Below are 26,324 nucleotides of genomic sequence, written 5' to 3'. Positions count from 1 at the left end.
GTAATTAGCAGATGAAATAATCCCGGATAGTTCGGGCAATCGGGTTTAAGTTTAGCGACACTGCACAAACTTCTTGGAACGATAATATTTTGGTGCAAATAAAAAGGTCACGACATGTCGTGACCTTTTTTTAGTATAGGTATTTTATGATTATTCTGCAATTGCTTCCGTATCGTTAATTCTATCGATCAGCGATTGAGGCAGTTTCTTTTTTACTTTTGCGCCTAACTCACGAATGTTCTCTGCTCTTCGAATAAGGTTACCACTTCCTTCGGTTAACTTATTCATTGCGGTAGCATAAGTCTTTTTTGAGGTGTCCATTTGTCTGCCTAAATTGATCATATCCTCAACAAAACCAACTAATTTGTCGTAAAGCAAACCACCTTGCTTGGCAATTTCCAACACATTTCGGTTTTGCTGTTCCTGTTTCCAGATCGAAGCAATGGTACGCAAGGTTGCCAGCAATGTTGAAGGACTCACAATTACAATTTTGTTGTCCCACGCATAATTAAAAAGCTCCTGATCGTATTGCACTGCCATGGCAAAGGATGATTCAATTGGCATAAACATGAGAACAAAGTCAGGCGAGTTTATTGCTGCAGAGCTTTGATAATGTTTCTCGGCCAATTCTTTTACGTGAGCTTTCATCGAAACAATGTGTTCCTTTTGGAATTTTTCGGCATCCACATCACCAATTGAATTTACATATCGTTCGTAAGCAATCAGCGATACTTTAGAATCAACAATTACGTGTTTTTCTTCTGGAAGATGAATGATTACATCTGGGCGAATGGTTTGTCCTTCACTGTTTTGCATCACCACTTCGCGGTCGTATTCCTGACCTTTGGTTAAACCTGATCTCTCCAATATTCTTTCTAACACTACTTCACCCCAATTCCCTTGTTTTTTCACATCACCCTTTAAGGCTTTGGTCAGGTTATTGGCTTCATCACTAATTTTAGAATTCAGATCGTAAAGCTTTTTCACCTCTTCTTTCAGGCTGATTTTATCACGCAGTTCCCTATCGTAAGTTTCCTCCACCTTTTTTTCAAACGACATCAGTTTTTCCTTAATCGGGCTCATGATGTCACTCATGTTTTTTTGATTGGATGTCGTAAATTCTTTGGTGTTTTCCTTTAGTATTTTGGTGGCTATATTTTCGAATTCAGTAGTAAATTTCTTCTGAAGTTCTTCCAGTTCTTGTTTTTGAGTGGTTAAGCGTTCTTCTAAATTTTTTCGCTCGGTGGCGGATATGGAAACAGAGCGGGTCAAATTCTCATTCTTCTGACGTTCCAGATTAACCGCTTCGTTTGCATCTGTTTTCTCCTTTAGCAGATTATTGGCACGCTCTTCCAAAACCGAGAGTTTGTGCGAAAGCTCACTCTTTTCGTTGATAAAAGCATTTTCCTGTTTCAGCAACTCTTCACGGTGCAAAGCCGACTCTTGTCCTGCTTTTCTGCGGTAGATAAACCAGGCAATAACCAATCCACAGATAATTCCGATTGCTATGTATACTATTTCCATTTTGTATTTTTTTGTTTTATCACAAAGTATGCACTAAGTATTTCATGATGTATCGCAAAGAATTTAATCACGAACCTAAAAAAAGCACTTCTGTTTTTCCAATACCAATCGGACAGAGAATAGATAGTTTCTCAAAGTGAAATATGTAAATAAACTTTGTGTTCTTAGTGTAATTCTTCGTTTTCCTTAGCGGTTCATCTTTGGTTTTTCGTATTCCTTAACCTCCATTTTTTCTCCATCGAATACAGCATAGGTAAAATGAGTCACCCAATCGCCGGTGTTGATGTATCTGCTTTTCCCATCCAAATCAACATCACAGGGCCAGTGCCGGTGTCCAAAAACAAAGTAGTCGAAATGTTCCTTTTTCAGTTCATCTTTGGCAAACAGAATCAGCCATTCCTTATCCATGCCTCTAAAGCTGTCAGCCTCTACTTTTCCATCTCGAAGTCTGCTGTGTCCCGACCATTTAAGGGCTAACCAAATCGATAAATTTGGATGGATACGGGCAAACGACCATTGCAAAAAACGACTGGTAAACATTTTCTTCAGTAGTTTGTAATTCTTGTCGAAGGGGCCCAATCCATCACCATGCCCAAGGAAAAACTTTTTCCCCTTAATTTCAGTTTTTACGATATCCCGATGTACAATCACACCAACTTCGGTTGGTAAGTAGTCGAACACCCAAATGTCGTGGTTGCCGGTAAAGAAATGTACAGGAATTCCAGAATCAGTAATTTCAGCAATTTTACCCAGTACACGAGTAAAACCTCTTGGCACAGCACGTTTGTACTCAAACCAAAAATCAAAAATATCTCCCATCAGATAGATGGTTTCTGCATCATCCTTAACCTGATCGAGCCATCGTACAAACAACTTTTCGCGTTCGCGGTTGTTTCGTAAAGCAGGAGCTCCTAAATGTACATCCGATGCAAAGTATATTTTTTTGTTATCGATCATTTCTGTCTAAGACAAATGGTTTGTAATTGTTATTTTTTTCTCCCCCTTCGCGTTTAGGAGAAGGGGCTGTGGGATGAGTTTTTGTGTAAACTTTACTTCACGTATTCGGCAACTTTCTCTTCCAAAGCCAATCCGAAAAGGTTTTTTCCAACAATTTCACCTTTCTGATCCAACAGGTAGTTGGATGGTACTGACTGAATATTGTATAGTCTGGTTGCCATAGCACTTCCGTTTTTTAAATCGCAGACATTAGTCCAGTTTAACTGATCTTCCTGAATGGCTTTAGTCCATAAATTTTTATTCTGATCAACAGAAACCTGATAAATTTCCAGTCCTTTTTTGTTGAATTTATCGTATACCTTCTTCAAGCTTGCGTTTTGTTTGCGAGAATTGGCATCTTGAGACGCCCAAAAACTTAGAACAATAAATTTACCTTGTAAAGAGCTAAGGGTAATTTCCTTTCCTTTTGCATTTGGAAGAGTAATATCAGGAAAACTACTTCCTTTTTCTTCAATCAGCTTAGACATTTTAAGGTTGACCATACGTTTTTCAAGATCGGCAAGATTACTTAAAATTGCTTTGGTGTAATCATGTTCAGGATACAAGGCTTTCATCGATGACGCTACGATTTTAACATATTGGATGTCATCGTTCTCGTTTAAGGTAAAAGTCTTGTCATCTAATTTCTGATACAAAGCCATATAACTTGATAAAGAGGTGGCATTTTTCATGATGAAATTAATTGAAAATTCTCTTTGGCTTTGAAGAGCTTTCACGTAATCAGCCAATAGGTTTTGCGAAATGCTGGAGTAGTTCGGATCATTCTTTTTCTCTTCTAGATCTTTTCGGATTCCTGCAAGTTGGTCTTTGGTTTCATTCAATTTGTCGTTCAGCTCCTTAACTAACTTCGAGCCTTTGGAGCCTTCAACAATGTAATTTTTTCCCATATTTTCACTTTTGCTGTAAACAAGAATGCTCTCCTTGGCTTCAGCTAAAAGGGTAATTAATTTTCCATTCGAAAGGCGCAGTAAATAGAATTCGGGTTTGGTGTTTTCCACTTTAAATTTAAATCGACCTTCTTCATCCAATGTAGTAGAGTCCAAAACTTCAACACCAGCAGTATTCAGTCTGTCAAAGTACAATACCTTACCTTCGGCATTATCAATTTTACCTTCAACTTTAACAAGGTCTTTTTGACTACAAGCCCAGAATAAAAGGATTGGAAGGGCGAATAATAATTTTTTCATATGATTATAATTTGTTTTTTAGTTGCCATATGGAACTTACCAAGCTGGAATAATCATCCTCTTGTATATCAAAACACCTTGGCATGGACGTTTCATATGATTAGCTTTCTTTGGTTACGTTCAACAGTTCTTATATTCTCGTCCGGATGAATATTTACAGCCACTTATTTAGTAAGTGATCCTCATAATATTACTATAGAAAAACGAAATAAATTTAATTATCTCATAATTGTATTCGGAAACTAAGCGGGAAATTTACTAATAATTTCCTGTTTAATCATTATTATTTCCTGCTCCGATTCAATTTGTTCTGTGTAAAAAAATGTCTTATTTGCGTCTTACAGAGGAATCGTTTTGTTTCAATCATTCGCATGAAATTTAATTCGCTTCCTTTAAGGCTGAGTTTGTTCCTTAAATTTTCATATTTTTGCATCAAGAAATTAAGATGTATTCTCAATTGTATAGCTGTAAAAAGCTGGATGAGAGGTGGAGATGAAAGAGAATGTTTTTGATAGAATAATTTTGCCGGCACATGAAAATATATACGGATTTAAAAGATTTTTCCGCAATTAATCCAGTTGTTACTATTGGCACCTTCGATGGGGTGCATCTTGGGCATCGAAAAGTGATTCGTCGCTTGCAGGAATTGGCTCAAAAAGTAAATGGAGAAACTGTAATATTCACTTTTTATCCTCACCCACGACTGGTTTTAAATACAGAGGACAATGGCTTGCGCTTAATCAATACCCTGGAAGAAAAGAAGGTGTTGCTCGAAGCTACGGGTATCGATCATTTAGTTGTTTATCCTTTTACAAAAGAATTTTCCAAATTAACTTACGTTGAGTTTGTTGAAAAGATTTTGGTGAAGCAATTGGGGATGAAATATCTGGTGGTTGGTTACGATCATCGTTTTGGGCACAACCGGGAAGGGAAATATGAGGATTTAAAGATTTTTGCCGATCAGTTAAATTTTAAAATAGAGCGTCAGGATGTTTTGAATATGGATGCTATAAATGTTAGCTCTACAAAAATAAGGAATGCCATTGCTGATGGCGATATTCAAATGGCAAATAAATATCTGGGTTATCGGTTTTTCATTAAGGGAGATGTTGTTAACGGGAAGAAATTAGGACATACTATTGGATTTCCAACGGCAAATATTGATCCTCAGGAAAGCTATAAACTGGTTCCAAAAGACGGCGTTTATGCCGTAAAGGTTGACGTGGATGATAAACGGTATTTGGGAATGCTGAATATTGGTGTTCGGCCAACCGTAAATAATCAGTTAGATAACCGGTCTATCGAAGTTCATATATTGGATTTTGATAAGGATATTTACTACAAAAATATTACGATTCATTTTTATCAGCGCATTCGAAACGAGCAGCTTTTTGCCTCACTTGATGAGTTGAAAGCTCAGTTGGCACTGGATAAAATTGAAGTTGCAGCTTTGTTGGGATAAATAATTAACACAGCTAAAAAATAACCCCGAAGAAAACTCTCCGGGGTTTTGTATTTCAATGAAATAGCTCATTGCTCGATTTGCCGGCTACGTCCACTTTTATCTGATTCTTATGATTGCTTTCCATTTTGTGTTTCCTCAAATACTGGCTGAGGGTTGGAAGTGTTTACTTTTCTTGCCGGAATTCTCATCCCATAAAATGAGCGGTAAACAAAGAACAAACCAATTACTAAGAAAACAGCTCCAATGTAAGGGGCGTAATTTATGTTTCCGGTTTTATCTGATTGAACGATTAGTTCAATGGCAATTTCGGCTGCCAATAGTCCAAATAATGTAGAGAACTTAATGATTGGGTTTAAAGCTACCGATGACGTGTCTTTGTAAGGATCACCAACAGTATCACCAATAATTGTAGCATCGTGTAATGGAGTGTTTTTCTCTTTTAAATCAACTTCGACCACTTTTTTCGCATTGTCCCACGCGCCACCTGCGTTAGCCATATACATGGCCTGAAACAAACCAAAAATGGCAATAGAAATCAGATAGGCTACAAAGAAGTTTGGACTAAAGAAGGCAAATGCAAGCGTTAAGCATAGAATCACAGCAAAAATGTTCCACATTCCAGTTTGTGCATATTGAGTACAAATCTTCACAACATTTTTAGAATCTTCAATGTCTGCTTCTGTTTTGTCCAAATCGATATTCTCTTTGATGTACTCAACAGCACGATAAGCTCCGGTAGTAACAGCTTGCATCGAAGCGCCCGAGAACCAGAAAATTACAGCACCACCGGTAATCAAACCAAGAATTACAGATGGATCGGTCAATTGAATTTGCAACAATGATTCCCCATTCGAGAGAATAGTACCCTTAAGCAAAAGGATAATTGCAAAAATCATTGTAGTTGCACCAATAACTGCAGTACCAATTAATACAGGTTTAGCTGTAGCTTTAAAAGTATTTCCAGCAGAGTCATTCTCTTCCAAATTGTGTTTTCCGCTTATAAAATCAGGCTCAAAACCGTAATCATTAAGAATTTCTTCTTTGATGTTTGGAATTTTCTCAATTTGAGACAGTTCAAAAACCGATTGAGCATTATCGGTTACCGGACCATAACTATCAACAGCAATGGTAACAGGTCCCATTCCCAGGAAACCAAAAGCAACCAATCCAAAAGCAAAAATTCCAGGGTAATCGCCAAATGTGGCAATGTCTTGAACGGTGTAAAATGCGACTGCCATAAGAGCCATCATTACCATACCTTTCCAAAAAGCAGAGAAATTACCGGCTACCATTCCCGAAAGAATTGTTAAAGATGCACCGCCTTCGCGGGAAGCAGTAACAATTTCCTGTACATGGCGGGAACTTGAACTGGTAAATGCTTTGGTCAATTCAGGAATAACAGCAGCTGCAAGTGTTCCGCAGGATATTATTGTTGAAAGTTTCCACCACAATCCTTCAGGCAGATCTGATATAAGAATATCGCTGACTACATAAGTTACAACAATTGAAACAATCGAAGTAATCCATACCAAAGAAGTTAATGGTGCTTCAAAATTAAAATGATCAGCCTGACTGTATCTTACTTTTGCAATGGCTTGATTCACCAAATAAGCAAATACCGAAGTGAAGATCATTAGAACACGCATAGCGAAAATCCAGGCAATAAGAGTGGATGCAAAACCAACGTTAGGCATTAATCCAGTTTCACCAAACATTAAAATGATGAAAGTAATCAATGCAACTCCTGTAACACCATAAGTCTCAAACCCATCAGCGGTTGGCCCAACGCTGTCACCTGCATTATCACCAGTACAATCGGCAATAACTCCAGGATTACGTGGGTCATCTTCACCAATTTTGAAAACAATTTTCATTAAATCGGCACCAATATCAGCAATCTTGGTGAAAATACCACCAGCAATTCGCAGAGCCGAAGCAGCTAAAGATTCGCCAATTGCAAAACCCACGAAACAAGCACCGGCACTATCGCCAGGAATAAACAGCAAAATAGCGATCATCATAATCAGCTCGATACAAATTAAAAGAAGACCAACACTCATACCAGCCTGCAATGGAATGGACATTACATCGAAAGGCTTTTTCTTAAGCGCCGCAAAAGATGTGCGACTGTTTGCGTAAGTATTTATTCGGATTCCAAACCAGGCAACTCCGTACGATCCTAATATTCCCAGTACAGTCCAAAGAAGAATAAGCATAGTTTTTGGAATGGATACGTGAGCTAAACCAATAAAATAATAGGAAATTGCAAAACCAATAATCAGAAAAAGAATAATTAGAAATTTACCTTGCTGCAAAAGGTATGTTTTACAGGTTTCGTAAATAATGTTGGAAACCTTGGCCATTGAATGATGTACAGGAAGATTTTTAATTTTATTAAATTGAATCATTCCGAAGAATAAACCCAGGATGATAACTACAATGCCATAAAATAACAAGTTCCAACCATTTATTCCACCCAGCCCGTTAAAAACGCTCTGTCTTAAATCGGGAACAACTAGGTCTGCTTCACTGGCAAAACTTGCGAAAGGAGTTAATAATACCCCGAACACTAGTAGTAATAATGCTTTTTTCATAGGATAGAGATTAAATTAGTTAGGTGAATTCCCTATCAAATTATGCATTATTGTAAAGTGAAACAAGACTTGGACTGATTAAAATTTTAAAAAGTAAATTTTATAAGATTTTGATTGTATCCTGATTTTCTTATTTTTAACCTGTTAAAATTAGTTCACTAGGTAAGGGAACTATTGTTATGGAATTAATTTAATTGCGGACATTTAATGTGTTTGTACTGGAAGAGTAACTGTTTCGATATTCTTTTAATTTGTATTTAGCCTCAGAATCATTAAAAGGCCATCCTCCGGTTAACAAACTAAATTTACTTCCGCAAACAGGACATTCTGCATAGGAACCTTCAATTTTCAAATGTTCTTCTGAATCTCTATCATTAGTGCAGCTTGCGTCAAAAACGGCAAATCCAGAAGTACTGGTTCTAACTACAATAAATCCATGCCCGTTATATCCAACAGATGCGCCAATTTCATCAAAGTAAAGGGCATTACCTACAGAATTTAGTTCACTGTAAAAATTAAGATATATGGTTCCCTTCACATAGGTATATGGGATGATCTCATCCACGTTAGTATCTTTACTGCACGAATAAAAAGTGATGCTTAAAAGATAGAAAAGGAAAAAAAATGGTAAATTTGATTTGTTGTGGCTCATTGCAGTTAGTTTTACTCTTTAATTAACGTAATTGTTGCCGGTATAGTGCGGGCATTCGCAAAATTAAGCTTTTAAATTAATTTTAACAGTATGGACGATAGTTGGGGGAATATATTGTACTATGTTATAGTGGCACTCTTTGTTATTGTTGGTGCTCTCAAAAAAAAGAAGCCGGCAGCTGTTCTGCCTCCCGATGATGGAGAAATTCATCAACGATCGGAGCCTGAAACTCAGGGAGGATTCGAAACACTTTTTGAGACCCTGCTGGGCAATGAAATACCCAGACCTTACGTTCAGCCTGTAGAAGATACAATTCCCGAACCAAAGGAAACAATGATGGAGGAATATACAAGACTGCAAAAATTGAAGGAAGAGGTTCATGAAGAGAAAAAGGAACCTGTTTTTGCTGATTTAAAATCAATCTACAGTGATACTGATGTTCAGAATGAGTTGGAAGAAGATCAGGAAGAAGAAATTGATTGGCGCAAGGCCATTATTCACAAAGAGATTTTAGATAGAAGATACACCTAAAGCAAAAAAAAAGTATACTTTTATTGATTCCTGTTATTTAATACAGGGAAGGGTTCATTTATACTAAATTTGTATATTTGTACCCAGAAGAGTTTCGAATAATCGAAATTCTTTTTGTTTTTTAGATCGTTGTCGATCAAATAGATTAGAATTATAAGAATTTAAATAGGAGGGAATTATGTCTGGTTATTCATATGTAACAGCCGAAGGACTAAAAAAACTAAGAGCAGAAGTGGAACATCTTGAGACGATCGAACGTCCAAATATTTCCAAACAAATTGGTGAAGCAATCGACAAGGGAGACTTGTCGGAAAATGCCGAGTATGATGCTGCAAAAGAAGCTCAAGGTTTATTGGAAGCCAAAATTTCACAATTAAGAGGTATTCTGGCAAATAGCCGGGTAATTGATGAGACTAAAATTGATACCTCAAAGGTTCAGATGATGACGAAGGTTACCATTAAGAATCAAAAAAATGGTGCCGTAATGGCTTATACTTTAGTGTCCGAAACCGAGGCTGATTTTAAGAATGGGAAACTATCAATCAATACGCCGATTGCCAAAGGTTTAATTGGAAAGGTTATTGGAGATGTTGTTGAAATACAGGTTCCAAATGGTTTAATTCCATTTGAAATTATTGATATTTCTTTATAGTTACAGCGGGTAAAAAATCAGAAACACACGGATATGGCTTCAATTTTCACAAAAATAGTAAATGGCGAAATTCCTTGCCACAAAATAGCTGAAGATGAGAACTATTTTGCTTTTTTGGACATCAGCCCTTTGGCATTAGGTCACACTTTGGTGATTCCAAAGCAGGAGGTTGACTATATTTTTGATTTGGATGATGATGTTTTAGCTGGATTAAATCTTTTTGCCAAACGCGTAGCGAAGGCCATTGAGAAGACCATTGAATGCAAAAGAATTGGAATTGCTGTTATTGGTATAGAGGTTCCGCATACTCACATTCACCTGGTGCCGATAAACAATGTTGGAGATTTAAACTTTGCGAATCCAAAATTGGAAATTTCATCTGATAAGCTGGCCGAAATTGCTGCAAAAATCAGAGAGAATTTTAAATAGAATCAATTCTTCCAATAGAGATATTAGCCACTTTTTAAGTGGCTTTTTTTTTGCGATATAATTAAAAATTATTTGACCCTGTCCGGATTATTTTTTACAAAATCAGCCCAAGATTTTGGTTTACCTGCAGATGCAATGGTATTAGACTGAAAAAAATGACACATTGCGATTGCAATGGCATCCGTTTCATCCAAATTTTGTGGGAATTCCTTCAAGTCAAAAAAACGTTGAAGAACGGTGGCTAATTGTTCTTTCGAGGCCAGTCCTGTGCCGGTAATCGCAAGTTTAATTTTTTTTGGAGCATACTCAAAAATAGGAATGTTGCGATGCAATGCTGCTGAAATTGCAACACCTTGAGCTCGTCCTAATTTAAGCATTGATTGAATGTTTTTTCCAAAAAACTGTGATTCAATAGCTAATTCATCGGGTTTGTATTCATCAATTACCTGCAGTGTACGTTGGAAAATTTTCTGAAGCTTAATGTAAGGATCAGTAATTTTTTTGAGATTCAAGACACCTGAAACCAAGATTTGTGGTTTTTTGTCTACAACTCTTATTAGTCCGTAGCCCATTAGATTGGTGCCAGGATCGATTCCCATAATTATTCTGTCGTTACTCAATTGAATTGGTTTTTCGAATAAATTTCTGCAGTACGATACCCAAAATGATAAGTACCAGACCTGCAAGAGTACTAAGATAGATAGATTCTCCGATAATAAGATGCACAAACAGCAAGGAAACAAACGGACTCAAAAAAACCAGATTGCTTATTTTATCTGTTGAACTTGTCATTTTTAATGCTTTTAACCAGAATACAGCGGCAATTCCACATTCTACAACTCCAATATATACAGCAGCTAAAATACTTTTGTAATCAGGCATGCGAAATTCAGAAAACAGGGTGATAGATATCAGTATATAAAGAAATCCAAAAGCCATGTTCAAAAAAAGTTTACTCTTTTCTTCTCTTAAATCGCGAACATTAAATAACCAGAATAGAGCCCAAAATACAGAGCTGGAAAGAGCTAATAGTACTCCAAAGGTATTTGGAGTTTGAATAGATGTGAATGAACCTTTGTTCGCGATAATCACAACACCCGAAAAACTTACCAATATGCATGAGATACTCTTCCATCCAATTTTATGTTTTAGTAAAGGGATCGAAAGCAGTACCAAGGTAATAGGCCAGATATAGTTCAGACTCAAAGCAAATTGAGCAGGCAGTATCGAGTACGCTTTTAAAAGCACCAAATAGTATAGAAATGGATTTAAAAAGCCCAATCCTGCCGATCGAATATAATCCTTTGTGCTTCCTGAAAAAGTTTTTTGTAATTGAGATGTAAATAAAAGTAAACAGCCCAAAAAAAGCATGGCTACTCCTGAAGAGATTAGCAGAAGATGAAGAAAATCCATTCCTCGTAATGCAATTTTAAATGCTGTCGCCACTGTTGACCAGCAAAAGATTGCTGACAGGGCGTAAATGTATGCTTTCTTTTGCGTATCCAAAGTCTTGGAAATTATGCTTCTTCCAGCAAGGATGAAAAACTCATTACCAGGCTTCTGTATTTTGCTTCGAAAACGGCTTTCACTCTTGGCTCGAAACTACCGTGATATTTAGTGAATAGTTCTTTGTTTTTGAATAGAAGTTGAAGAGAATAGGTTAAGCCTTCATCTTTTGTTGCAACCATTACTTTGCAAAAATAACAGGCAGAAAAGGTTCCGGTTTCTTTGAGTAATGGGATAAATTTTGTTTTCATCCATTCACAAAACTCTTTCTCCATAGAATTTTCGATCAAATAGCTGGTATTGTATATAATCATTACTTGCAGTCTTTAGTTTTGGCAAAGGTATTTAAATTTCACTTCCTTAGCTCACTTAATTTTTTTCGGGCTTCAACAGAGTAGATGCTATCAGAATATTCAGTCACAAGACTTTTGTAATTCGCCATGGCTTTTTCCGTATTGTTTAACCTTTCGAGCAGTTCTCCCTGAGTAAACAATGCCTTTGCAGCAAGAGTTTCGTATGGATGTTCTTCTATAATTTTTGATAAGGCCAAAAGTGCTTGCTCAGTTTTATTTGTTTTGTTGAAGATTTCATATTTCAGAAAATAAACTTCATCAGTTAGTGAATGTCCCGGATGATTTTCAAGCAATTCATTCAGCTTAAGAAGAGCTAAAGAATCTTTTCGCTGATAGATCAGGAATTCTGCTTCAGCATAGGTTTTCATGGCTGTGTAGCTTGTATCTAAAGTAGTATTGTCACTAATCAATTGCGATAGGAAAATTGCATCGTTGGCTATTAGTTTCGAAGTACTTCCTTTTAGCGCATCCAGCTGGGCTTTGGCCCATTTCAATTCGCCCATAAAGTAAGACACTTTGGCTTTTTTGTATTTTGCTTCGAAGCCTATCGTGTTGTTTTTGTTTGATTTTTCGATTTGTGAATACAGTAGAATTGCATCCCATTTTTCGTTGGTAAATAGCTTTATATCTGCCAGTTCAAGTTTTAATTCCGATCTGTTTTGTTGACTAAGTCCTGAACTTGCCAATGCTTTTTCCAATAGTTCAATTGATTCTGCTGATTGATTCAAATAGAATGAATTAATGTGTGTGTATTGAATTAGAACAGAGCTGTTTTGTAATGCATTATTCTCTTCCGAAAAGAATTTTTTATACTGCACCGAAAGTTCAATCCAATCAGGTTTCGAAGTCGAATTTTGTTTTTGAAGCAGAAGATAACGGGTTTCCAAATCACCAATGCGGGCATTTAAATAATTGGGCGATGCAGATCCTTTATCAACAACATGTTGATAACATTTAAGAGCTGTTTCGAAATCATCATTTGTTCTGGCTGCGCTTGCTAAGGAGAGCAGGCGGAATCCATCCTCTTTTCCGATTAAATCTATCGACCTTGCTTGTGTGAAAGCAGCTTGAAACTGTTTTTTCTGCATAAAATACCATTGCAGCAATTCCTTAAAGCTTAGGTTTTCAATCTCAGTTTGTATTTTTTGCAATAATTGATTTTTGAGAATAGGATCCAAACTTGAATTGATATCCTGAAGGAGTGCGGATTGTAGATGGTTTTCTACCGTTTTTATCTGCGTTGGATCAACTGAAAGTGCCAGCAGGTATTCCGCAACCATCTTTTCAAAATCTCTCTGAGACAGGAAAATAGTTGCCAGTTCAATGTGAAAGAGATGCTCCTGATTGATTAGTTTTCTGCCAGTCTCGTAAGTCTTAATGGCGAATTCATATTCGCGTTTTCGAACGAAAGCGTTAGCAATATTTGTGATTTCACTGCTGACAGGGATCAATTTTTCTAAAACTTTATTGTATTGAGCCAGACTTTGATCACTTTCTCCTGCCATTTTGTAAACGAATCCCAAGTCTATTAAAAAACTGCGGTCGTCGGGATTTTTTTTAATTTCTTTTTTTATAGCTTTCTCTGCTTCCTGATAATCCTCAAGTTGAATTAAGCAATCAATGTAGTAATTGAAATAGGTTCTTGATCGTGTAATTTTATGCAGATTAAAGAATAGGGACGATGCCGGTCTGTATTCTCTATCACGAAAGTAATTAAAAGCCAACTGACTTTCTGTTTGGATATTGTTTTGCGAATAGGCGGATTCTGATCCTAAAAATGAAATAAGAATGAGAATGCTTACTATGAATTTTTTCAAAGCAGATGGTTTAAGAATGATACTCTACTCAAAAATATAAAAAAAGCCCGGTTGTTTCGAACCGGGCCGTAAAATTAAGTAAATATCTTTTAGTCGATTAGCTCAAATCCAGTGTAAGGAACCAATGCTTCTGGAATTCTGATTCCTTCAGGTGTTTGATTATTTTCAAGCAAGGCAGCTACAATTCTGGGCAATGCCAGTGCACTTCCGTTTAAAGTATGTGCCAGTTCAGGTTTTTTCATATCCTTACCTTTGTAGCGTAATTTCAAACGATTCGATTGATAGGCTTCAAAATTAGAAACAGAACTTACTTCCAGCCATTTTTCTTGCGCTGCAGAAAATACTTCAAAATCGAAAGTAAGAGCGGCAGTAAAACTTGTGTCACCACCACATAAGCGAAGCAGGCGGTAAGGAAGTTCCAATTTCAGGATAAGACCCTCAACGTGGGCTACCATTCCTTCAAGAGCTTCGTATGATTTGTCAGGATGCTGTAATTGTACAATTTCTACTTTGTCGAACTGATGCAGACGATTTAAGCCACGTACATCTTTTCCGTACGATCCGGCTTCTCTTCTAAAGCAAGCAGAATAAGCAGTATTCTTTACCGGGAAATCTTCTTCTTTCAAAATAACATCGCGGTAAATGTTTGTTACCGGTACTTCAGCAGTAGGTATTAAATACAAGTTATCCTCGGTTACATGATACATCTGGCCTTCTTTATCTGGCAATTGGCCGGTTCCGTATCCTGAAGCTTCGTTCACAACCAATGGAGGAATTACTTCTTCGTAACCGGCTTTGCGGTTTTCATCCAAAAAGAAATTGATTAATGCTCTTTGAAGAATTGCACCTTTGCCTCTGTATAAAGGGAAACCAGCTCCGGTGATTTTATTTCCCAATTCGAAATCAATAATATTGTATTTCTTAGCTAATTCCCAGTGAGGAATTGCTTCGGCGTGCAGTTTTGGAATAATTCCACACGTTTTTTCAATAACATTTTCGTTTTCACCTTTACCGGCAGGAACCGATGAATGCGGTGTATTCGGAATTTGAAGCAGCAAATCATTTAATTCCTGAATTGTACTGTTCTGAATCGCAGTTAACTCAGCAATAGAATCCTTCAATTCTCCGGTTTTTTCTTTTGCAGCATTCGCCTCATCAGCTTTTCCACTTTTAAAAAGCATTCCAATTTCTTTAGATAAACCGTTCATTTCTGCCAGTGTGGCATCTAATTTTACTTGGCTTTCTTTTCTTTTTTCGTCAAGAACGATAATTTTCCCGATGATTTCTGTTGCGTCGAAATTTTTGATCTTCAAAGCTTTAATGGCTTCGTCTTTGTTTTCCTGTAGGTATTTGAGGCTTAACATCAGTATCTTTTGTAAATGATTATATCTATAACTTTCAGACTATAAAAATAAAAAAATCTCCTGTCTTTATACGAAATAAAGCAGGAGATTTAAATATTTTAAAGCTAAATAATCTATTCAGCTAAAGGTTCAATAGAAACGTAAGATTTGTCATCTCTTTTCTTTCTAAAAACTACTGTTCCAGGAACAAGAGCAAAAAGAGTATGATCTCTACCAATACCTACATTTTCACCAGGGTTGTGTTTTGTTCCTCTTTGACGAATAAGAATGCTTCCAGCTTTAGCAAATTGCCCACCAAAAATCTTAACTCCTAATCGCTTACTTTCCGATTCTCTACCATTTCTGGAACTACCGGCTCCTTTTTTATGTGCCATTTTGTTATATTTTTAAGGATTAAGCAACAATTTCTTCAATTTGAATTTGTGAAAGGTCCTGACGGTGTCCGTTCAGTTTTCTGTATCCTTTTCTTCTTTTCTTTTTGAATACTTTTACCTTGTCACCTCTCATGTGAGATAAAACTTTAGCAGTTACTTTAGCTCCTTCAACAGTTGGAGCACCAACTACTATCTCACCATCGTTATCCACTAAAAGTACTTTAGGGAACTCTACTTGTCCACCTTCTTCAGCAGATAGTCTGTGAACAAAAATCTTTTGGTCTTTTTCAACTTTGAATTGCTGACCAGCGATTTCTACAATTACGTACATTATTTCTAATTTTACGGTTTGTTCCTGAGGGTGGGTTATTTTAAACATTAAATCTACCTCTTGGTGAACCCCCAAAGAATTTTATTTCGGATTGCAAAAATAAAAAAGAATAATTGATAAACAAAGTTTTACTCCTGTAAATGAATGATTTTGATTCTTTTTTTTTCGATTTGGATGTTATTTGATTGATTTCACAAAAAAAAATCAAGTCGGTAAGTTTCCATGGCTAGTTTTGGATTTTTTTGGCTATAATATGTATCTTCATAGATAAGATTTGGGAAAAATCAATATATGATATATTTACGATTGATGAAAATAAATTAGAAGTTGCTTATTTAATAGTTGGCAGACAAATTGATTCTGTAAACAGAAGTAAATCAGCAAGTATTGGTAAATTGAGAAATAAGCTCAGTTTATTGTTAATAGTCAATTAAAAACAATTCTTATATTTGTTAATTGATTGATGAAAAAAGAGGAGTTTTTATGGGGAAGATAAAACTTAACGTTTTAGGATTGTCGTACAGTCAGACTCAAACAGGAGCCTATGCACTTGTGCTGTCTGAAGAAGATGGAGACCGAAGGATTCCTATAATTATAGGAGGTGTAGAGGCTCAGTCTATTGCTATTCAATTGGAGGAATTAGAGCCTCCGAGACCATTAACTCATGATCTTTTTAAGAGTTTTGCCGAAGCTTTTGCAGTGAATGTTGTTGAGGTAAACATTTATCGGTTGGAAGAAGGGATTTTTTACTCTGAGTTAATTTGCGAAAAAGGGTTGAGTCGTATTCGGATAGATTCCCGCACATCAGATGCTGTTGCCATCGCTCTGCGTTTTAGATGCCCAATATTCACAACAGAAGAAATAATTGAGAAAGCAGGAATCGTATTAAGTATTGAGGGCGAAACCGAAGGACCGATGATTGCGGGACAAACAGACCCAGAGGTTCCTAAGCCGGAGATGAAAAGCCAATTTACCGAATATTCTTTGTCACAGCTTAGAGGGATGTTAGATGATGCCGTTCGTGATGAAGACTACGAAAGGGCTTCACAGATTCGTGATGAAATTGATCGTCGGGGAGAATCAGTTTAAAAGAAAACACAAAGTATTATTTAATCATAAAAAATGGCAAGTAAAAACTTGCCATTTTTGTTGTATGTAAACTTTTTTAGTGGTTAAATCCGGCAAGTTGTTTTGGGTCGTGCTTGTGTTTAAACAGGATCGCAAATAAAATGGCAACAATTAGGGAATAGATTGCAAATGTACTCCAAATCCCTTCCCAATTAAAAAGATCTCCCTCGCCTTTAAAGAATGTATCGATAATAATACCACTTGACCAACTTCCCAAAATGGCACCAAATCCATTGGTCATCATCATAAATAATCCCTGAGCACTTGCACGCATGCTTGAATCACTCGAGGTTTCAACGAATAGTGAACCTGAAATATTGAAGAAATCAAAAGCCATTCCATATACAATACAAGAAAGAATTATCATCCATAATCCACCTGATGGATCACCAAAAGCAAATAGTCCGAATCGAAGAACCCATGCGATCATACTTATTAGCATGACTTTTTTTATTCCAAATCTCTTTAGAAAGAAAGGAATGGCAAGAATGAAAAGGGTTTCAGATATCTGAGAAATCGACATGATGATAGCTGGATATTTTACAGCAATTAGTTCTTTGTATGCATCTATTTTTGCAAAATCGTGCAAGAATGTATCGCCATAGGCATTGGTTAGTTGAAGAGAAGCACCCAACAGCATTGAGAAAATAAAGAACATTGCCATTTTAGGATTTTTGAATAACCGAAAAGCGTTTAGTCCTAACGAATTGACAATGGATTTATCCCGAGGTTCTTTGCTGATGTTACATTTCGGTAAAGAAAATGCATAGAAGCCAAGACACAGAGAGGCAAGGGCCGCTACGTAGAATTGTAATGCTGAAGTTTCAATTTTAAGCAAACTAACCGTCCACATGGCAATAATAAAACCAACAGTTCCAAAAACTCTTATGGGTGGATATTCCTTAACTACATCCATATTCGATTTGTTTAATGCCGAATAGGCAACTGTAATTGACAAGGAAATAGTTGGCATGTAAAAAAACATATTAATCAGCATCAGCCAAAACATAGATGATGGCGTGTTTGCTTGGGGTAAAAGAGTAAGTATTATTGCCCCGCAAATGTGGAAGATTCCAAGAAGTTTTTCGGCATTAACCCAACGGTCGGCAATAATTCCTGCAATAGCAGGCATAAACAAGGATGCTATGCCCATTGTTGAGAAAATAGCGCCAAATTCTGTTCCCGACCAGCCTTTGTTTTGAAACCAATAACCACCAATAGTTATTAACCATGCTCCCCAAACAAAAAATTGAAGGAAGTTCATTACTATCAGACGATTTTTTATACCCATAACGTAGTTTTAAAAAAGGTTAGTAATTTAATATGTCTTAATGGTTATTGGTTGTTTTCGTAGTCTCAATTTGAAATTCATTCAAGGATTCGTTAATAAAGATTGAAATCTTTACTCTTTTGAAAGCCAGAGGTGTCAAAACTAACTAAAAAAATAGATTCTTAAAACACCGGCATTGTCTTTTTATGACAATTACAAGTGATATGAAAACATTCTAGATAGAGCAGTCTTATTTTTTAGCGAACGAATTCGGCAAATGTATATGCAAGGGAAGACCTATAAATTGAATGAAAAAAGTATTTTTGTACTTCACTCAAGTTGAATGTAAATGATTCAGGAAAGTTCGTTTCAAACTAAAAATCAGACATCGAAAGCTAAAGTTGTTGCAGCTGTCAGGGAATCTATTCCAAAAGCCTATTCCACATCTAAATGGCTTTTGAGTATTATGATTCCGGTTTCATTTGGTGTGTTGTTACTAAACTATACCGGAATATTAGCTTTGGTTTCGGATTATTTGAAGCCTGCATTTGAGTATATGGGCTTGCCGGGAGAATCGGCATTTGTTTTACTAACCAGTATTTTTACGAATATTTATACGGCGATTGCTGTAATTACCAGTTTGGAGCTGGAGGGGCGGGTGGTTACAATTTTAGCTGCAATGTGTTTGGTGGCACACGGTTTTATAATTGAAACTGCTGTTCTGAAAAAAACAGGATCGTCGATGCTTCGAATGATATTACTAAGATTAGCAGGTAGTTTTGTGCTTGGGTTATTTCTGAATTGGATCTTGCCGGCAGATTCATTTCAGGCTCATTCCAGCCTTTTTGTGCAGCAGGAAACGTTTAATTCTATGTTTAAAGCCTGGCTCTGGACTTCGTTGGTTTTAAGTTTAAAAGTGATAATTCTGATCACATTGTTGATGATCTTGCAGCGAATTCTGGAAGTTTTTGGAGTTATAAAATGGCTGTCGCGAATGTTGGCTCCCTTACAGTCAATAATGGGACTGCCTGATTCTACTTCATTTTCTTGGATTGTGGCCAATACTTTGGGTTTGGCATATGGTTCTGCAATTATGATAGAACAAGTTGAAAAGGGACAAATGACAAAGTCGGAAGCTGATCTATTAAATCACCACATTGCAGTATCCCATTCACAATTAGAAGACCCGCTATTATTTGCCGCTATTGGTGTGCCTTTGGGCTGGTTGATTATTCCTCGTTTATTTTTAGGAATTATTGTGGTGTGGTTATATCGTTTCGAACTATTTATAAGGAAGTCGTTAAATAGTTTTATCTTTAAAAATTAAATTTTGACAATTAGTTATGCAACAATATCTTCACTTATTAGAAAGAGTTCTCGAAGAAGGGAATAAGAAAGAAGACAGAACCGGAACGGGAACCGTAAGCGTTTTTGGTCATCAAATGCGCTTCGATTTATCCAAAGGATTTCCTCTTTTAACTACTAAGAAGCTTCACCTAAAATCAATAATTCACGAATTGCTTTGGTTTTTAGATGGGGATACCAATGTAAAATATCTTCAGGACAATGGAGTTAGAATTTGGAACGAGTGGGCTGATGAAAACGGCGACTTGGGACATGTTTACGGATACCAGTGGAGATCGTGGCCAAAAAGCAATGGAGAATCAATAGATCAGATCACGCAAGTGGTGCATGATATTAAAAACAATCCTGATTCAAGAAGGTTAATTGTAAGTGCATGGAATCCGGCAGATATTGAAAATATGGCTTTGCCTCCCTGTCATGCACTGTTTCAGTTTTATGTAGCCAATGGCAAACTTTCCTGTCAATTATACCAGCGCAGTGCTGATATATTTTTGGGTGTTCCGTTTAATATCGCTTCCTATGCTATTTTAACAATGATGATGGCTCAGGTGTGTGATTTGGAACCAGGTGAGTTTATACATACCTTGGGCGATGCGCATATTTACATGAATCATATGGATCAGGTAAAACTGCAATTGTCGAGAGAACCGAAAGAACTTCCGGTACTTAAAATAAATCCTGAGGTTAAAAGTATATTCGATTTTAAATTTGAGGATTTTAGTTTGGAAAACTACGATCCACATCCTCATATTAAAGGAGTAATTTCCATTTAAAACTAAACATTATGAACGTATCAATTATTGTTGCCGTTTCCCGAAATCAGGTAATCGGAAAAGATAATCAGTTAATATGGAAGTTGTCTGCCGATTTAAAAAGGTTTAAAGCTTTAACAACCGGGAATACCATTATTATGGGGAGAAAAACTTTCGAATCAATTGGTAAGCCATTGCCAAATAGAACTTCTGTGATTATAACCCGTCAAGCAGATTATGTGGCAGAAGGTTGCATTGTTGTTAATTCCTTAGAGCAAGCTTTGGAAAAATATTCGGATCAGGAGGAAGTTTTTATTATTGGCGGAGGAACTATTTATAAAGAAGCTCTGGCTAAGGCTAATAAGATATATTACACAAAAGTTCATAAGGATTTTGAAGGAGATACTTTCTTTCCAGCTTTGGATTTAAAAGAATGGAAATCAGTCAGTAGAGAGGATTGTTTTCCGGATGAAAAAAACGAGGTTCCTTATTCATTTATTGATTACATAAGAAAATAACAATGCATATGAGGCGTTTTATTTCAGGTTTGGTATTATCCTTTTGCGTTTTATTGGTGAATTCATGTTCAACAGGGTCCGATCCTGAAGATATTATTCTTGATGTGTTCTCTGTTCCTGCCGAGCTTAGTTTGCAAATAGAAAATGTATTTAATGATCTAGCCATGGATGTGAATGGTATTGCGATGCATAAATTGAAATTCACAGGTGATTTAATCACAACAAATGTAGCTAAATGCTTAAAGGCTTCAGTTCATCGAAATTCAGAGACTTCTGTGCTTGATTCAATTGTATTGGATTATGGAACATCAATATGTTCTTCGAATGGTGCAGCGTTTAAAGGAAAAGTAATTGTAGATCCTAAAGATGAAGATTTGAAATCATTTGATATTCGCTTAAAGGATTTCAAATCTTACGGATATTCCGTAACAGGAACAATTGAGTTTCAGATAACCGGAGAAACTGCTGGAAATGATTTTTCCATGACAATGGAGAATGCTGAATTTTTAATTAGCGGAACCGGGGAAACAGTTTATACAGTTACTGTAGCAAGTATAAACAATGTTTACACTTTTCTTAAGAGTGAAGAAGGCTCGACTGCTTATATTGATGATGTTTTTAAATTTACAACGAATCTTTCGGGGAAAACTCCTGATGGAGTATTGTTTGACCTGGAAAGTAGTAGTGACTTAATCTACGCTTATTCGTGTAAGAACATTATAGGCGGGAAGGCTGATTTCTCATTAAGCGATGTTGGTGATGGGACAGTAAATTTTGGAGGAGGAGATCCTGATTCCGATTGTGATGCTAAGGTGGCTGTAAGTGCATTCGGAGCAAATATTACAATAACACTATAAAGAAAAAGAGGCTGTCTCATAACTAAGAAACAGCCTCTTTTCTATGCGACTTTTAAACGCTTGAGGTTTATTTTTTCAAGTTTCTCACTTGCGTACTTTCTGTCAATATTAATATTCTTTTCACCACTCGTTGGTAATTCAAACATGGCATCAATCATGATGGCTTCGCAAATGGATCTTAATCCACGGGCTCCCAATTTAAATTCCAATGCTTTATCAACAATGTATTCCAATGCATCATCTTCAAATACCAATTCGATATCGTCGATTTTAAATAGCTTGGTGTATTGTTTCATTATCGCATTTTTTGGTTCTGTCAGAATGCTTCTCAATGCTCTTCTGTCCAAAGGTTCTAAGTAAGTAAGAACAGGTAAACGACCAATAATCTCAGGAATTAAACCGAATGATTTCAAATCCTGTGGAGCAATATACTGCAATAAATTATCCTGATCAATCTGTTCTTTTTCTTTGTTGGCATTGAATCCAACAATTTGAGTGTTTAATCGTTGAGCAATTTTTCTTTGAATACCATCAAAAGCACCACCACAAATAAATAGAACGTTCTTGGTATTTACCGGTATCATTTTCTGATCAGGGTGTTTTCTTCCTCCTTGTGGTGGAACATTAACAACTGATCCTTCCAGTAATTTGAGTAATCCTTGCTGAACACCTTCACCTGACACATCTCTGGTAATGGAAGGATTATCGCTTTTTCTGGCAATTTTATCTATTTCATCAATAAATACAATTCCTTTTTCAGCTGCAGCAACATCATAATCTGATGCCTGAAGAAGCCTTGTTAAGATCGATTCAATATCTTCACCCACATAACCAGCTTCAGTAAGTACCGTTGCATCCACTATAGTAAATGGCACATGAAGCATCTTGGCAATTGTTCTGGCCAATAGGGTTTTACCTGTTCCGGTTTCTCCAACAAGAATAATATTCGATTTTTCAATCTCGATATCTTCGTCATCTCTTTCCTGAAGTAGTCTCTTGTAATGATTGTATACCGCAACCGCAAGATATTTTTTTGCATCATCCTGTCCAATTACATACTGGTCAAGAAATGTCTTTATTTCTGTTGGTTTTAATAATTGAATCTCTTTTAGGTTGATATCAGTACGATTCTTCAATTCTTCCTGTACAATAGCATAGGCCTGTTCGATACAGCTATCGCAAATATGACCGCTGATTCCGGCAATTAGAAGATTTGTATCTTTCTTTTCTCTCCCACAAAACGAGCATTTATCCATGTTTCTTAATTTGTTATACTAAAAATGCAAAGTTAAGAATTTTACGCTTAACTCTGCATTTTGTTATTCTGATTTCTATTTAGTTAGCTTATTGCTCACGGATAAGCACTTCGTCAATCATTCCGTACTCCTTTGCTTCCGCGGCTGTCATCCAATAATCACGATCAGAGTTTTTCTCAACTTTTTCGTAAGTATTTCCAGAATGATCAGCAATAATAGTATAAAGTTCTTTTTTCAGTTTCAAAATTTCGCGTGCAGTAATTTCGATATCTGAAGCTTGCCCTTGAGCACCACCCATTGGTTGGTGAATCATTACACGCGAGTGCCTAAGTGCTGAACGTTTTCCTTTTGTTCCTGCAGTTAATAACACAGCGCCCATCGAAGCAGCCATTCCGGTACAAATGGTAGCAACATCACATTTGATATATTGCATGGTATCGTAAATTCCTAAACCTGCATGCACTGAACCTCCGGGAGTGTTGAAATAGATCTGGATATCCTTTGAAGGGTCTGTAGATTCTAAAAACAGCAATTGTGCCATAATAATATTGGCTACGTAATCATCAATTGGAATACCAAGGAAGATAATCCGATCCATCATAAGACGAGAGAACACATCCATTGAGGCAACATTTAGCTGTCTTTCCTCAATAATAGTAGGAGAGATGTAGCTGTTGTGAATTGATGTGTATCTATCTAAGTTTAGGCTGCTTATGCCCATGTGCTTTGTAGCAAATTTATTGAATTCATCTTTTGGTACCATAGCGAAGTGATTTTATATTTCGTAGACCTAAATTAGTTAAATTTTCCCCATTTGAAAAGAATGGCTTAACAAAATCTGTATTTTAAAAGCCAAAAAGAAAACCACGCTTTTTTAAAGCGTGGTTTAATGTCTTATTAAGGTGTACTGACTTATTCAAACAGCTTGTTGAAATCCTCAGTAGAAATCTCTTTTTCGTCCAGTTTAACGGTTCCTTTGATGTATTCAACAACTTTATCATCAGCTTTACGCTCATAAATTTTTCTTTGCTCGTCTTGATTTTGCATCATTTGTTGAGCGTAGTTGTTTAGGTACTCTTCAGGTACATCCATCATTCCGTATTGCTGGAATTGCATTAATGCTTGTTTTTTAGCAAATTCCATAACTTCTTCCTGGCTAACTTTCAGATCATTCTCCTGAATCAATCTGTTTTTAATTAATTGCCATTTGAATTCGTCAGCATAATTTGCAAAATCAGTATCAACTTGTTCTGCTGTCATATCCTTATTTGTAGAAACAATCCAACGCTTCAGGAATACCTCAGGAAGTTCAATTTTTGCTTTTTTTACCAATTTGGCTTTGGCATCGATCAGGAATTTGTAGTCACTGTCGTTAACCAATTGCTTTTCGATATCTTCTTTGATTTTATTCTTGAATTCTTCCTCTGAAGATACAGTGCCTTCGCCAAATACTTTATCGAATAATTCCTGATTCAATTCAGCATTAACAAATTTGGTGATTTCGGTAATTGTAAATTGGAAATCAGAATCTAATGTTTCAGCTTCTTCTTTCGAAATTCCTAACATAGAAGCCACGTCTGATTTGTTTTCAAAAGCTTTCGCAGGATTGAAAACTACAACATCATCTTTTTTAGCTCCAATGAATTTCTTTTTAGCGTCTTCGTCTTTCATGTATTCTAAAGACATGGCAACATTTTCGCTAACAATTCCTTCTTCAATTAGTTTTCCGTCTGCATCAACTTGAGCGTAGTTGCCTTTCAAAAGTTCTTTTTCTTCAACAACTTCAACAGCATCGTTTGATCCGAAACGACGGGAGTGCATATCAACACCGCTCTGAATCATTTTCTCGTCAACAATAATTTTGAAGAAGTCGATTTTATCTTTTTTGCTTAGATTAAGGGTATATTCAGGAGTTAAAGCAATATCGAAAGAGAATTCGAATTCTGTATCTTTTTCCCAGCTGATTTCCTTTTGCTCAGTTTCATTTGGGAGAGGTTCGCCCATGATGTTTAAATCATTTTCGCGAATATACTTCATTAGCTCCTCGCTAAGAATTTTGTTAATTTCATCAGCTAAAACAGGAGTTCCGTACATTTTTTTTATCACACCCATAGGTACTTTACCTGCACGGAAACCATTGATATTTGCTTTTTTACGATAGTCTTTCAACACATTGTTTACTCGTGTCTCGTAATCTTCTTGAACAATCTGTAATTTGATTACAGCATTTAAATCATCAATATTGGTTTTTGTAATGTTCATTTTTTAGCTATTATAGATAAAACCTCTTTAATTGAAAAAAAACCGCCTCACGATCGATACACATCAGTATCGGAAGTACGGGCGGTTTAAGGTTATTCTTTTTATTGTGCGGATGAAGGGACTCGAACCCCCACGCCTCTCGGCACTAGATCCTAAGTCTAGCGCGGCTACCAATTACGCCACATCCGCGGGTTAATTGCGGTGCAAATATAGAGCTGTTTTTTATAATTTGCAATACCTGTTCGAAAAAAAAATGAAGTTTTTTTGAGTAATATAATAAGGCTGAATTTTGTTCGGATACTAAATCAATTCAATCCTCCTGAAAATGAGCTATTTTGAAGGCCTTCGAAGCTCAAAATTCTTCCCTAAATAAACTCTCCTTACATCTTCATCTGCTGCAAGTTCTTCTGCAGTTCCCGATTTAAGGATATTACCTTCGAATAAAAGATAGGCTCTTTCAGTAATGGAAAGAGTTTCCTGTACGTTGTGATCGGTAATTAGAATTCCGATGTTTTTATCTTTTAAATGGCGAACAATGTCTTGGATATCTTCAACAGCGATTGGGTCGACACCTGCAAAGGGTTCATCTAAAAGGATAAATTTTGGTTTGATTGACAGAGCTCTTGCAATTTCGGTTCTTCTTCTTTCGCCACCCGATAGTTGAATACCAAGACTTTTTCTGATTTTCTGCAAGCTAAACTCGTTCAGCATCTCTTCCAATCGTTCTTTCTGGTATTCTTTTGAGAAATCAGACATTTCAAGCACAGCTCTGATGTTGTCTTCCACACTTAGCTTTCGAAACACGGAGGCTTCCTGAGCAAGGTATCCAACACCTAATTGCGCTCTTTTATAAACAGGCTCATTTGTAATTTCTCGGTCGTCTAAAAAGATTCTTCCTCCGTTTGGCTGAATCAACCCAACAATCATGTAAAATGAAGTGGTTTTTCCAGCACCATTAGGTCCAAGTAAGCCAACAATTTCACCTTGTTTAACTTCAACAGAAACACCTTTAACAACAGTTCTGGTTTTGTATCTTTTTATTAAATTTTCAGCTCTTAAAATCATCGTTGTTCAATATATTTAAGGATCGGAATGGTGCAAATATAGAAAAGATCTGTGA

The 26,324-nt window shown here is 36.4% G+C and carries 26 protein-coding genes and 1 tRNA gene; 9 read left to right on the top strand and 18 right to left on the bottom strand.

Annotation, left to right across the window (positions count from 1 at the left end; translation table 11 throughout):
• Positions 1–150: 150 nt before the first annotated feature.
• The 3 genes from rmuC to QUH73_RS04875 all read right to left on the bottom strand — a co-directional run bounded on the left by rmuC (position 151) and on the right by QUH73_RS04875 (position 3,728).
• Entirely contained in the window at positions 151–1,524 is a 1,374-nt protein-coding gene (gene rmuC / locus QUH73_RS04885; RefSeq protein WP_289529340.1) for a DNA recombination protein RmuC, read from the bottom strand.
• Positions 1,525–1,710: 186 nt separating this feature from the next.
• Positions 1,711–2,481, bottom strand: a complete 771-nt coding sequence (locus QUH73_RS04880) for a UDP-2,3-diacylglucosamine diphosphatase (protein ID WP_289529339.1) — start codon at positions 2,479–2,481, stop codon at positions 1,711–1,713.
• A 92-nt stretch (positions 2,482–2,573) separates the two neighbouring features.
• The gene (locus QUH73_RS04875; RefSeq protein ID WP_289529338.1) at positions 2,574–3,728 is read right to left on the bottom strand and encodes a TlpA disulfide reductase family protein; all 1,155 of its coding nucleotides are present in this window, start codon (positions 3,726–3,728) and stop codon (positions 2,574–2,576) included.
• Between the two features lie 532 nt (positions 3,729–4,260).
• On the opposite strand from QUH73_RS04875, the gene QUH73_RS04870 reads away from it, so the two are divergent.
• The gene (locus QUH73_RS04870) at positions 4,261–5,190 is read left to right on the top strand and encodes a bifunctional riboflavin kinase/FAD synthetase (protein ID WP_289529337.1); all 930 of its coding nucleotides are present in this window, start codon (positions 4,261–4,263) and stop codon (positions 5,188–5,190) included.
• A gap of 110 nt (positions 5,191–5,300) precedes the next feature.
• Here the strand turns inward: QUH73_RS04870 and QUH73_RS04865 are convergent, their stop codons facing one another.
• Complete coding sequence (locus QUH73_RS04865) at positions 5,301–7,787, bottom strand: sodium-translocating pyrophosphatase (protein ID WP_289529336.1); 2,487 nt, start codon at positions 7,785–7,787, stop codon at positions 5,301–5,303.
• Positions 7,788–7,977: 190 nt separating this feature from the next.
• The gene (locus QUH73_RS04860; protein WP_289529335.1) at positions 7,978–8,439 is read right to left on the bottom strand and encodes a hypothetical protein; all 462 of its coding nucleotides are present in this window, start codon (positions 8,437–8,439) and stop codon (positions 7,978–7,980) included.
• Between the two features lie 90 nt (positions 8,440–8,529).
• Between QUH73_RS04860 and QUH73_RS04855 the strand changes: the two genes are divergently transcribed.
• From QUH73_RS04855 to QUH73_RS04845, 3 genes are all read left to right on the top strand, one after another.
• Positions 8,530–8,970, top strand: a complete 441-nt coding sequence (locus QUH73_RS04855) for a hypothetical protein (RefSeq protein WP_289529334.1) — start codon at positions 8,530–8,532, stop codon at positions 8,968–8,970.
• A gap of 178 nt (positions 8,971–9,148) precedes the next feature.
• A complete protein-coding gene (greA, locus tag QUH73_RS04850; protein WP_289529333.1) occupies positions 9,149–9,622 on the top strand; it encodes a transcription elongation factor GreA in 474 nt (157 codons plus the stop codon).
• A gap of 33 nt (positions 9,623–9,655) precedes the next feature.
• Positions 9,656–10,051 (top strand): HIT family protein, encoded by a 396-nt coding sequence (locus tag QUH73_RS04845; protein ID WP_289529332.1) that lies wholly within the window; start codon positions 9,656–9,658, stop codon positions 10,049–10,051.
• A 68-nt stretch (positions 10,052–10,119) separates the two neighbouring features.
• On the opposite strand, the gene ruvC is transcribed toward QUH73_RS04845, so the two are convergent.
• The 7 genes from ruvC to rplU all read right to left on the bottom strand — a co-directional run bounded on the left by ruvC (position 10,120) and on the right by rplU (position 15,796).
• The gene (gene ruvC, locus QUH73_RS04840) at positions 10,120–10,671 is read right to left on the bottom strand and encodes a crossover junction endodeoxyribonuclease RuvC (RefSeq protein ID WP_289529331.1); all 552 of its coding nucleotides are present in this window, start codon (positions 10,669–10,671) and stop codon (positions 10,120–10,122) included.
• Positions 10,664–11,557, bottom strand: coding sequence for a DMT family transporter (locus tag QUH73_RS04835; protein WP_289529330.1), 894 nt, complete (start codon positions 11,555–11,557; stop codon positions 10,664–10,666). Before QUH73_RS04835 ends, ruvC begins: the two co-directional genes overlap by 8 nt.
• Before the next feature lie 11 nt (positions 11,558–11,568).
• Complete coding sequence (locus QUH73_RS04830) at positions 11,569–11,871, bottom strand: DUF4286 family protein (RefSeq protein WP_289529329.1); 303 nt, start codon at positions 11,869–11,871, stop codon at positions 11,569–11,571.
• A gap of 38 nt (positions 11,872–11,909) precedes the next feature.
• On the bottom strand, positions 11,910–13,727 hold the full coding sequence (locus tag QUH73_RS04825; protein WP_289529328.1) for a tetratricopeptide repeat protein: 1,818 nt from the start codon (positions 13,725–13,727) through the stop codon (positions 11,910–11,912).
• 89 nt (positions 13,728–13,816) lie between these two features.
• Complete coding sequence (gene serS / locus QUH73_RS04820; protein ID WP_289529327.1) at positions 13,817–15,091, bottom strand: serine--tRNA ligase; 1,275 nt, start codon at positions 15,089–15,091, stop codon at positions 13,817–13,819.
• A 113-nt stretch (positions 15,092–15,204) separates the two neighbouring features.
• On the bottom strand, positions 15,205–15,465 hold the full coding sequence (gene rpmA, locus QUH73_RS04815; RefSeq protein ID WP_289529326.1) for a 50S ribosomal protein L27: 261 nt from the start codon (positions 15,463–15,465) through the stop codon (positions 15,205–15,207).
• A 19-nt stretch (positions 15,466–15,484) separates the two neighbouring features.
• Positions 15,485–15,796, bottom strand: coding sequence for a 50S ribosomal protein L21 (gene rplU / locus QUH73_RS04810; protein WP_101310776.1), 312 nt, complete (start codon positions 15,794–15,796; stop codon positions 15,485–15,487).
• A 483-nt stretch (positions 15,797–16,279) separates the two neighbouring features.
• On the opposite strand from rplU, the gene QUH73_RS04805 reads away from it, so the two are divergent.
• The gene (locus QUH73_RS04805; protein WP_289529325.1) at positions 16,280–16,885 is read left to right on the top strand and encodes a bifunctional nuclease family protein; all 606 of its coding nucleotides are present in this window, start codon (positions 16,280–16,282) and stop codon (positions 16,883–16,885) included.
• Between the two features lie 76 nt (positions 16,886–16,961).
• On the opposite strand, the gene QUH73_RS04800 is transcribed toward QUH73_RS04805, so the two are convergent.
• A complete protein-coding gene (locus QUH73_RS04800) occupies positions 16,962–18,215 on the bottom strand; it encodes a nucleoside permease (protein ID WP_289529324.1) in 1,254 nt (417 codons plus the stop codon).
• A gap of 328 nt (positions 18,216–18,543) precedes the next feature.
• Between QUH73_RS04800 and QUH73_RS04795 the strand changes: the two genes are divergently transcribed.
• Genes QUH73_RS04795 through QUH73_RS04780 form a run of 4 tightly spaced genes read left to right on the top strand, consistent with a single transcriptional unit; the run spans position 18,544 to position 21,686 of the window.
• Positions 18,544–19,521 (top strand): nucleoside recognition domain-containing protein, encoded by a 978-nt coding sequence (locus tag QUH73_RS04795; RefSeq protein ID WP_289529323.1) that lies wholly within the window; start codon positions 18,544–18,546, stop codon positions 19,519–19,521.
• Positions 19,522–19,537: 16 nt separating this feature from the next.
• A complete protein-coding gene (locus QUH73_RS04790; RefSeq protein WP_289529322.1) occupies positions 19,538–20,332 on the top strand; it encodes a thymidylate synthase in 795 nt (264 codons plus the stop codon).
• A gap of 11 nt (positions 20,333–20,343) precedes the next feature.
• On the top strand, positions 20,344–20,829 hold the full coding sequence (locus QUH73_RS04785) for a dihydrofolate reductase (protein ID WP_289529321.1): 486 nt from the start codon (positions 20,344–20,346) through the stop codon (positions 20,827–20,829).
• Between the two features lie 8 nt (positions 20,830–20,837).
• Positions 20,838–21,686, top strand: coding sequence for a hypothetical protein (locus QUH73_RS04780; protein ID WP_289529320.1), 849 nt, complete (start codon positions 20,838–20,840; stop codon positions 21,684–21,686).
• A gap of 41 nt (positions 21,687–21,727) precedes the next feature.
• On the opposite strand, the gene clpX is transcribed toward QUH73_RS04780, so the two are convergent.
• The 5 genes from clpX to lptB all read right to left on the bottom strand — a co-directional run bounded on the left by clpX (position 21,728) and on the right by lptB (position 26,269).
• Positions 21,728–22,942 carry an ATP-dependent Clp protease ATP-binding subunit ClpX gene (gene clpX / locus QUH73_RS04775; protein ID WP_289529319.1) on the bottom strand — a complete coding sequence of 405 codons (1,215 nt, stop codon included), beginning with the start codon at positions 22,940–22,942 and terminating at the stop codon, positions 21,728–21,730.
• Positions 22,943–23,030: 88 nt separating this feature from the next.
• Positions 23,031–23,705, bottom strand: a complete 675-nt coding sequence (gene clpP, locus QUH73_RS04770) for an ATP-dependent Clp endopeptidase proteolytic subunit ClpP (RefSeq protein ID WP_289529318.1) — start codon at positions 23,703–23,705, stop codon at positions 23,031–23,033.
• Positions 23,706–23,854: 149 nt separating this feature from the next.
• Positions 23,855–25,204 (bottom strand): trigger factor, encoded by a 1,350-nt coding sequence (gene tig, locus QUH73_RS04765; RefSeq protein WP_289529317.1) that lies wholly within the window; start codon positions 25,202–25,204, stop codon positions 23,855–23,857.
• Positions 25,205–25,311: 107 nt separating this feature from the next.
• Positions 25,312–25,393 (bottom strand) — tRNA-Leu (locus tag QUH73_RS04760).
• Positions 25,394–25,534: 141 nt separating this feature from the next.
• Entirely contained in the window at positions 25,535–26,269 is a 735-nt protein-coding gene (lptB, locus tag QUH73_RS04755) for an LPS export ABC transporter ATP-binding protein (RefSeq protein ID WP_289529316.1), read from the bottom strand.
• Positions 26,270–26,324 lie beyond the last annotated feature (55 nt).

The organism is Labilibaculum sp. K2S, assembly GCF_030372765.1.
GTDB lineage: Bacteria > Bacteroidota > Bacteroidia > Bacteroidales > Marinifilaceae > Labilibaculum.
The sequence above is the reverse complement of the archived record's forward strand: the minus strand, read 5'-3'. Positions and strand labels throughout refer to the sequence as shown.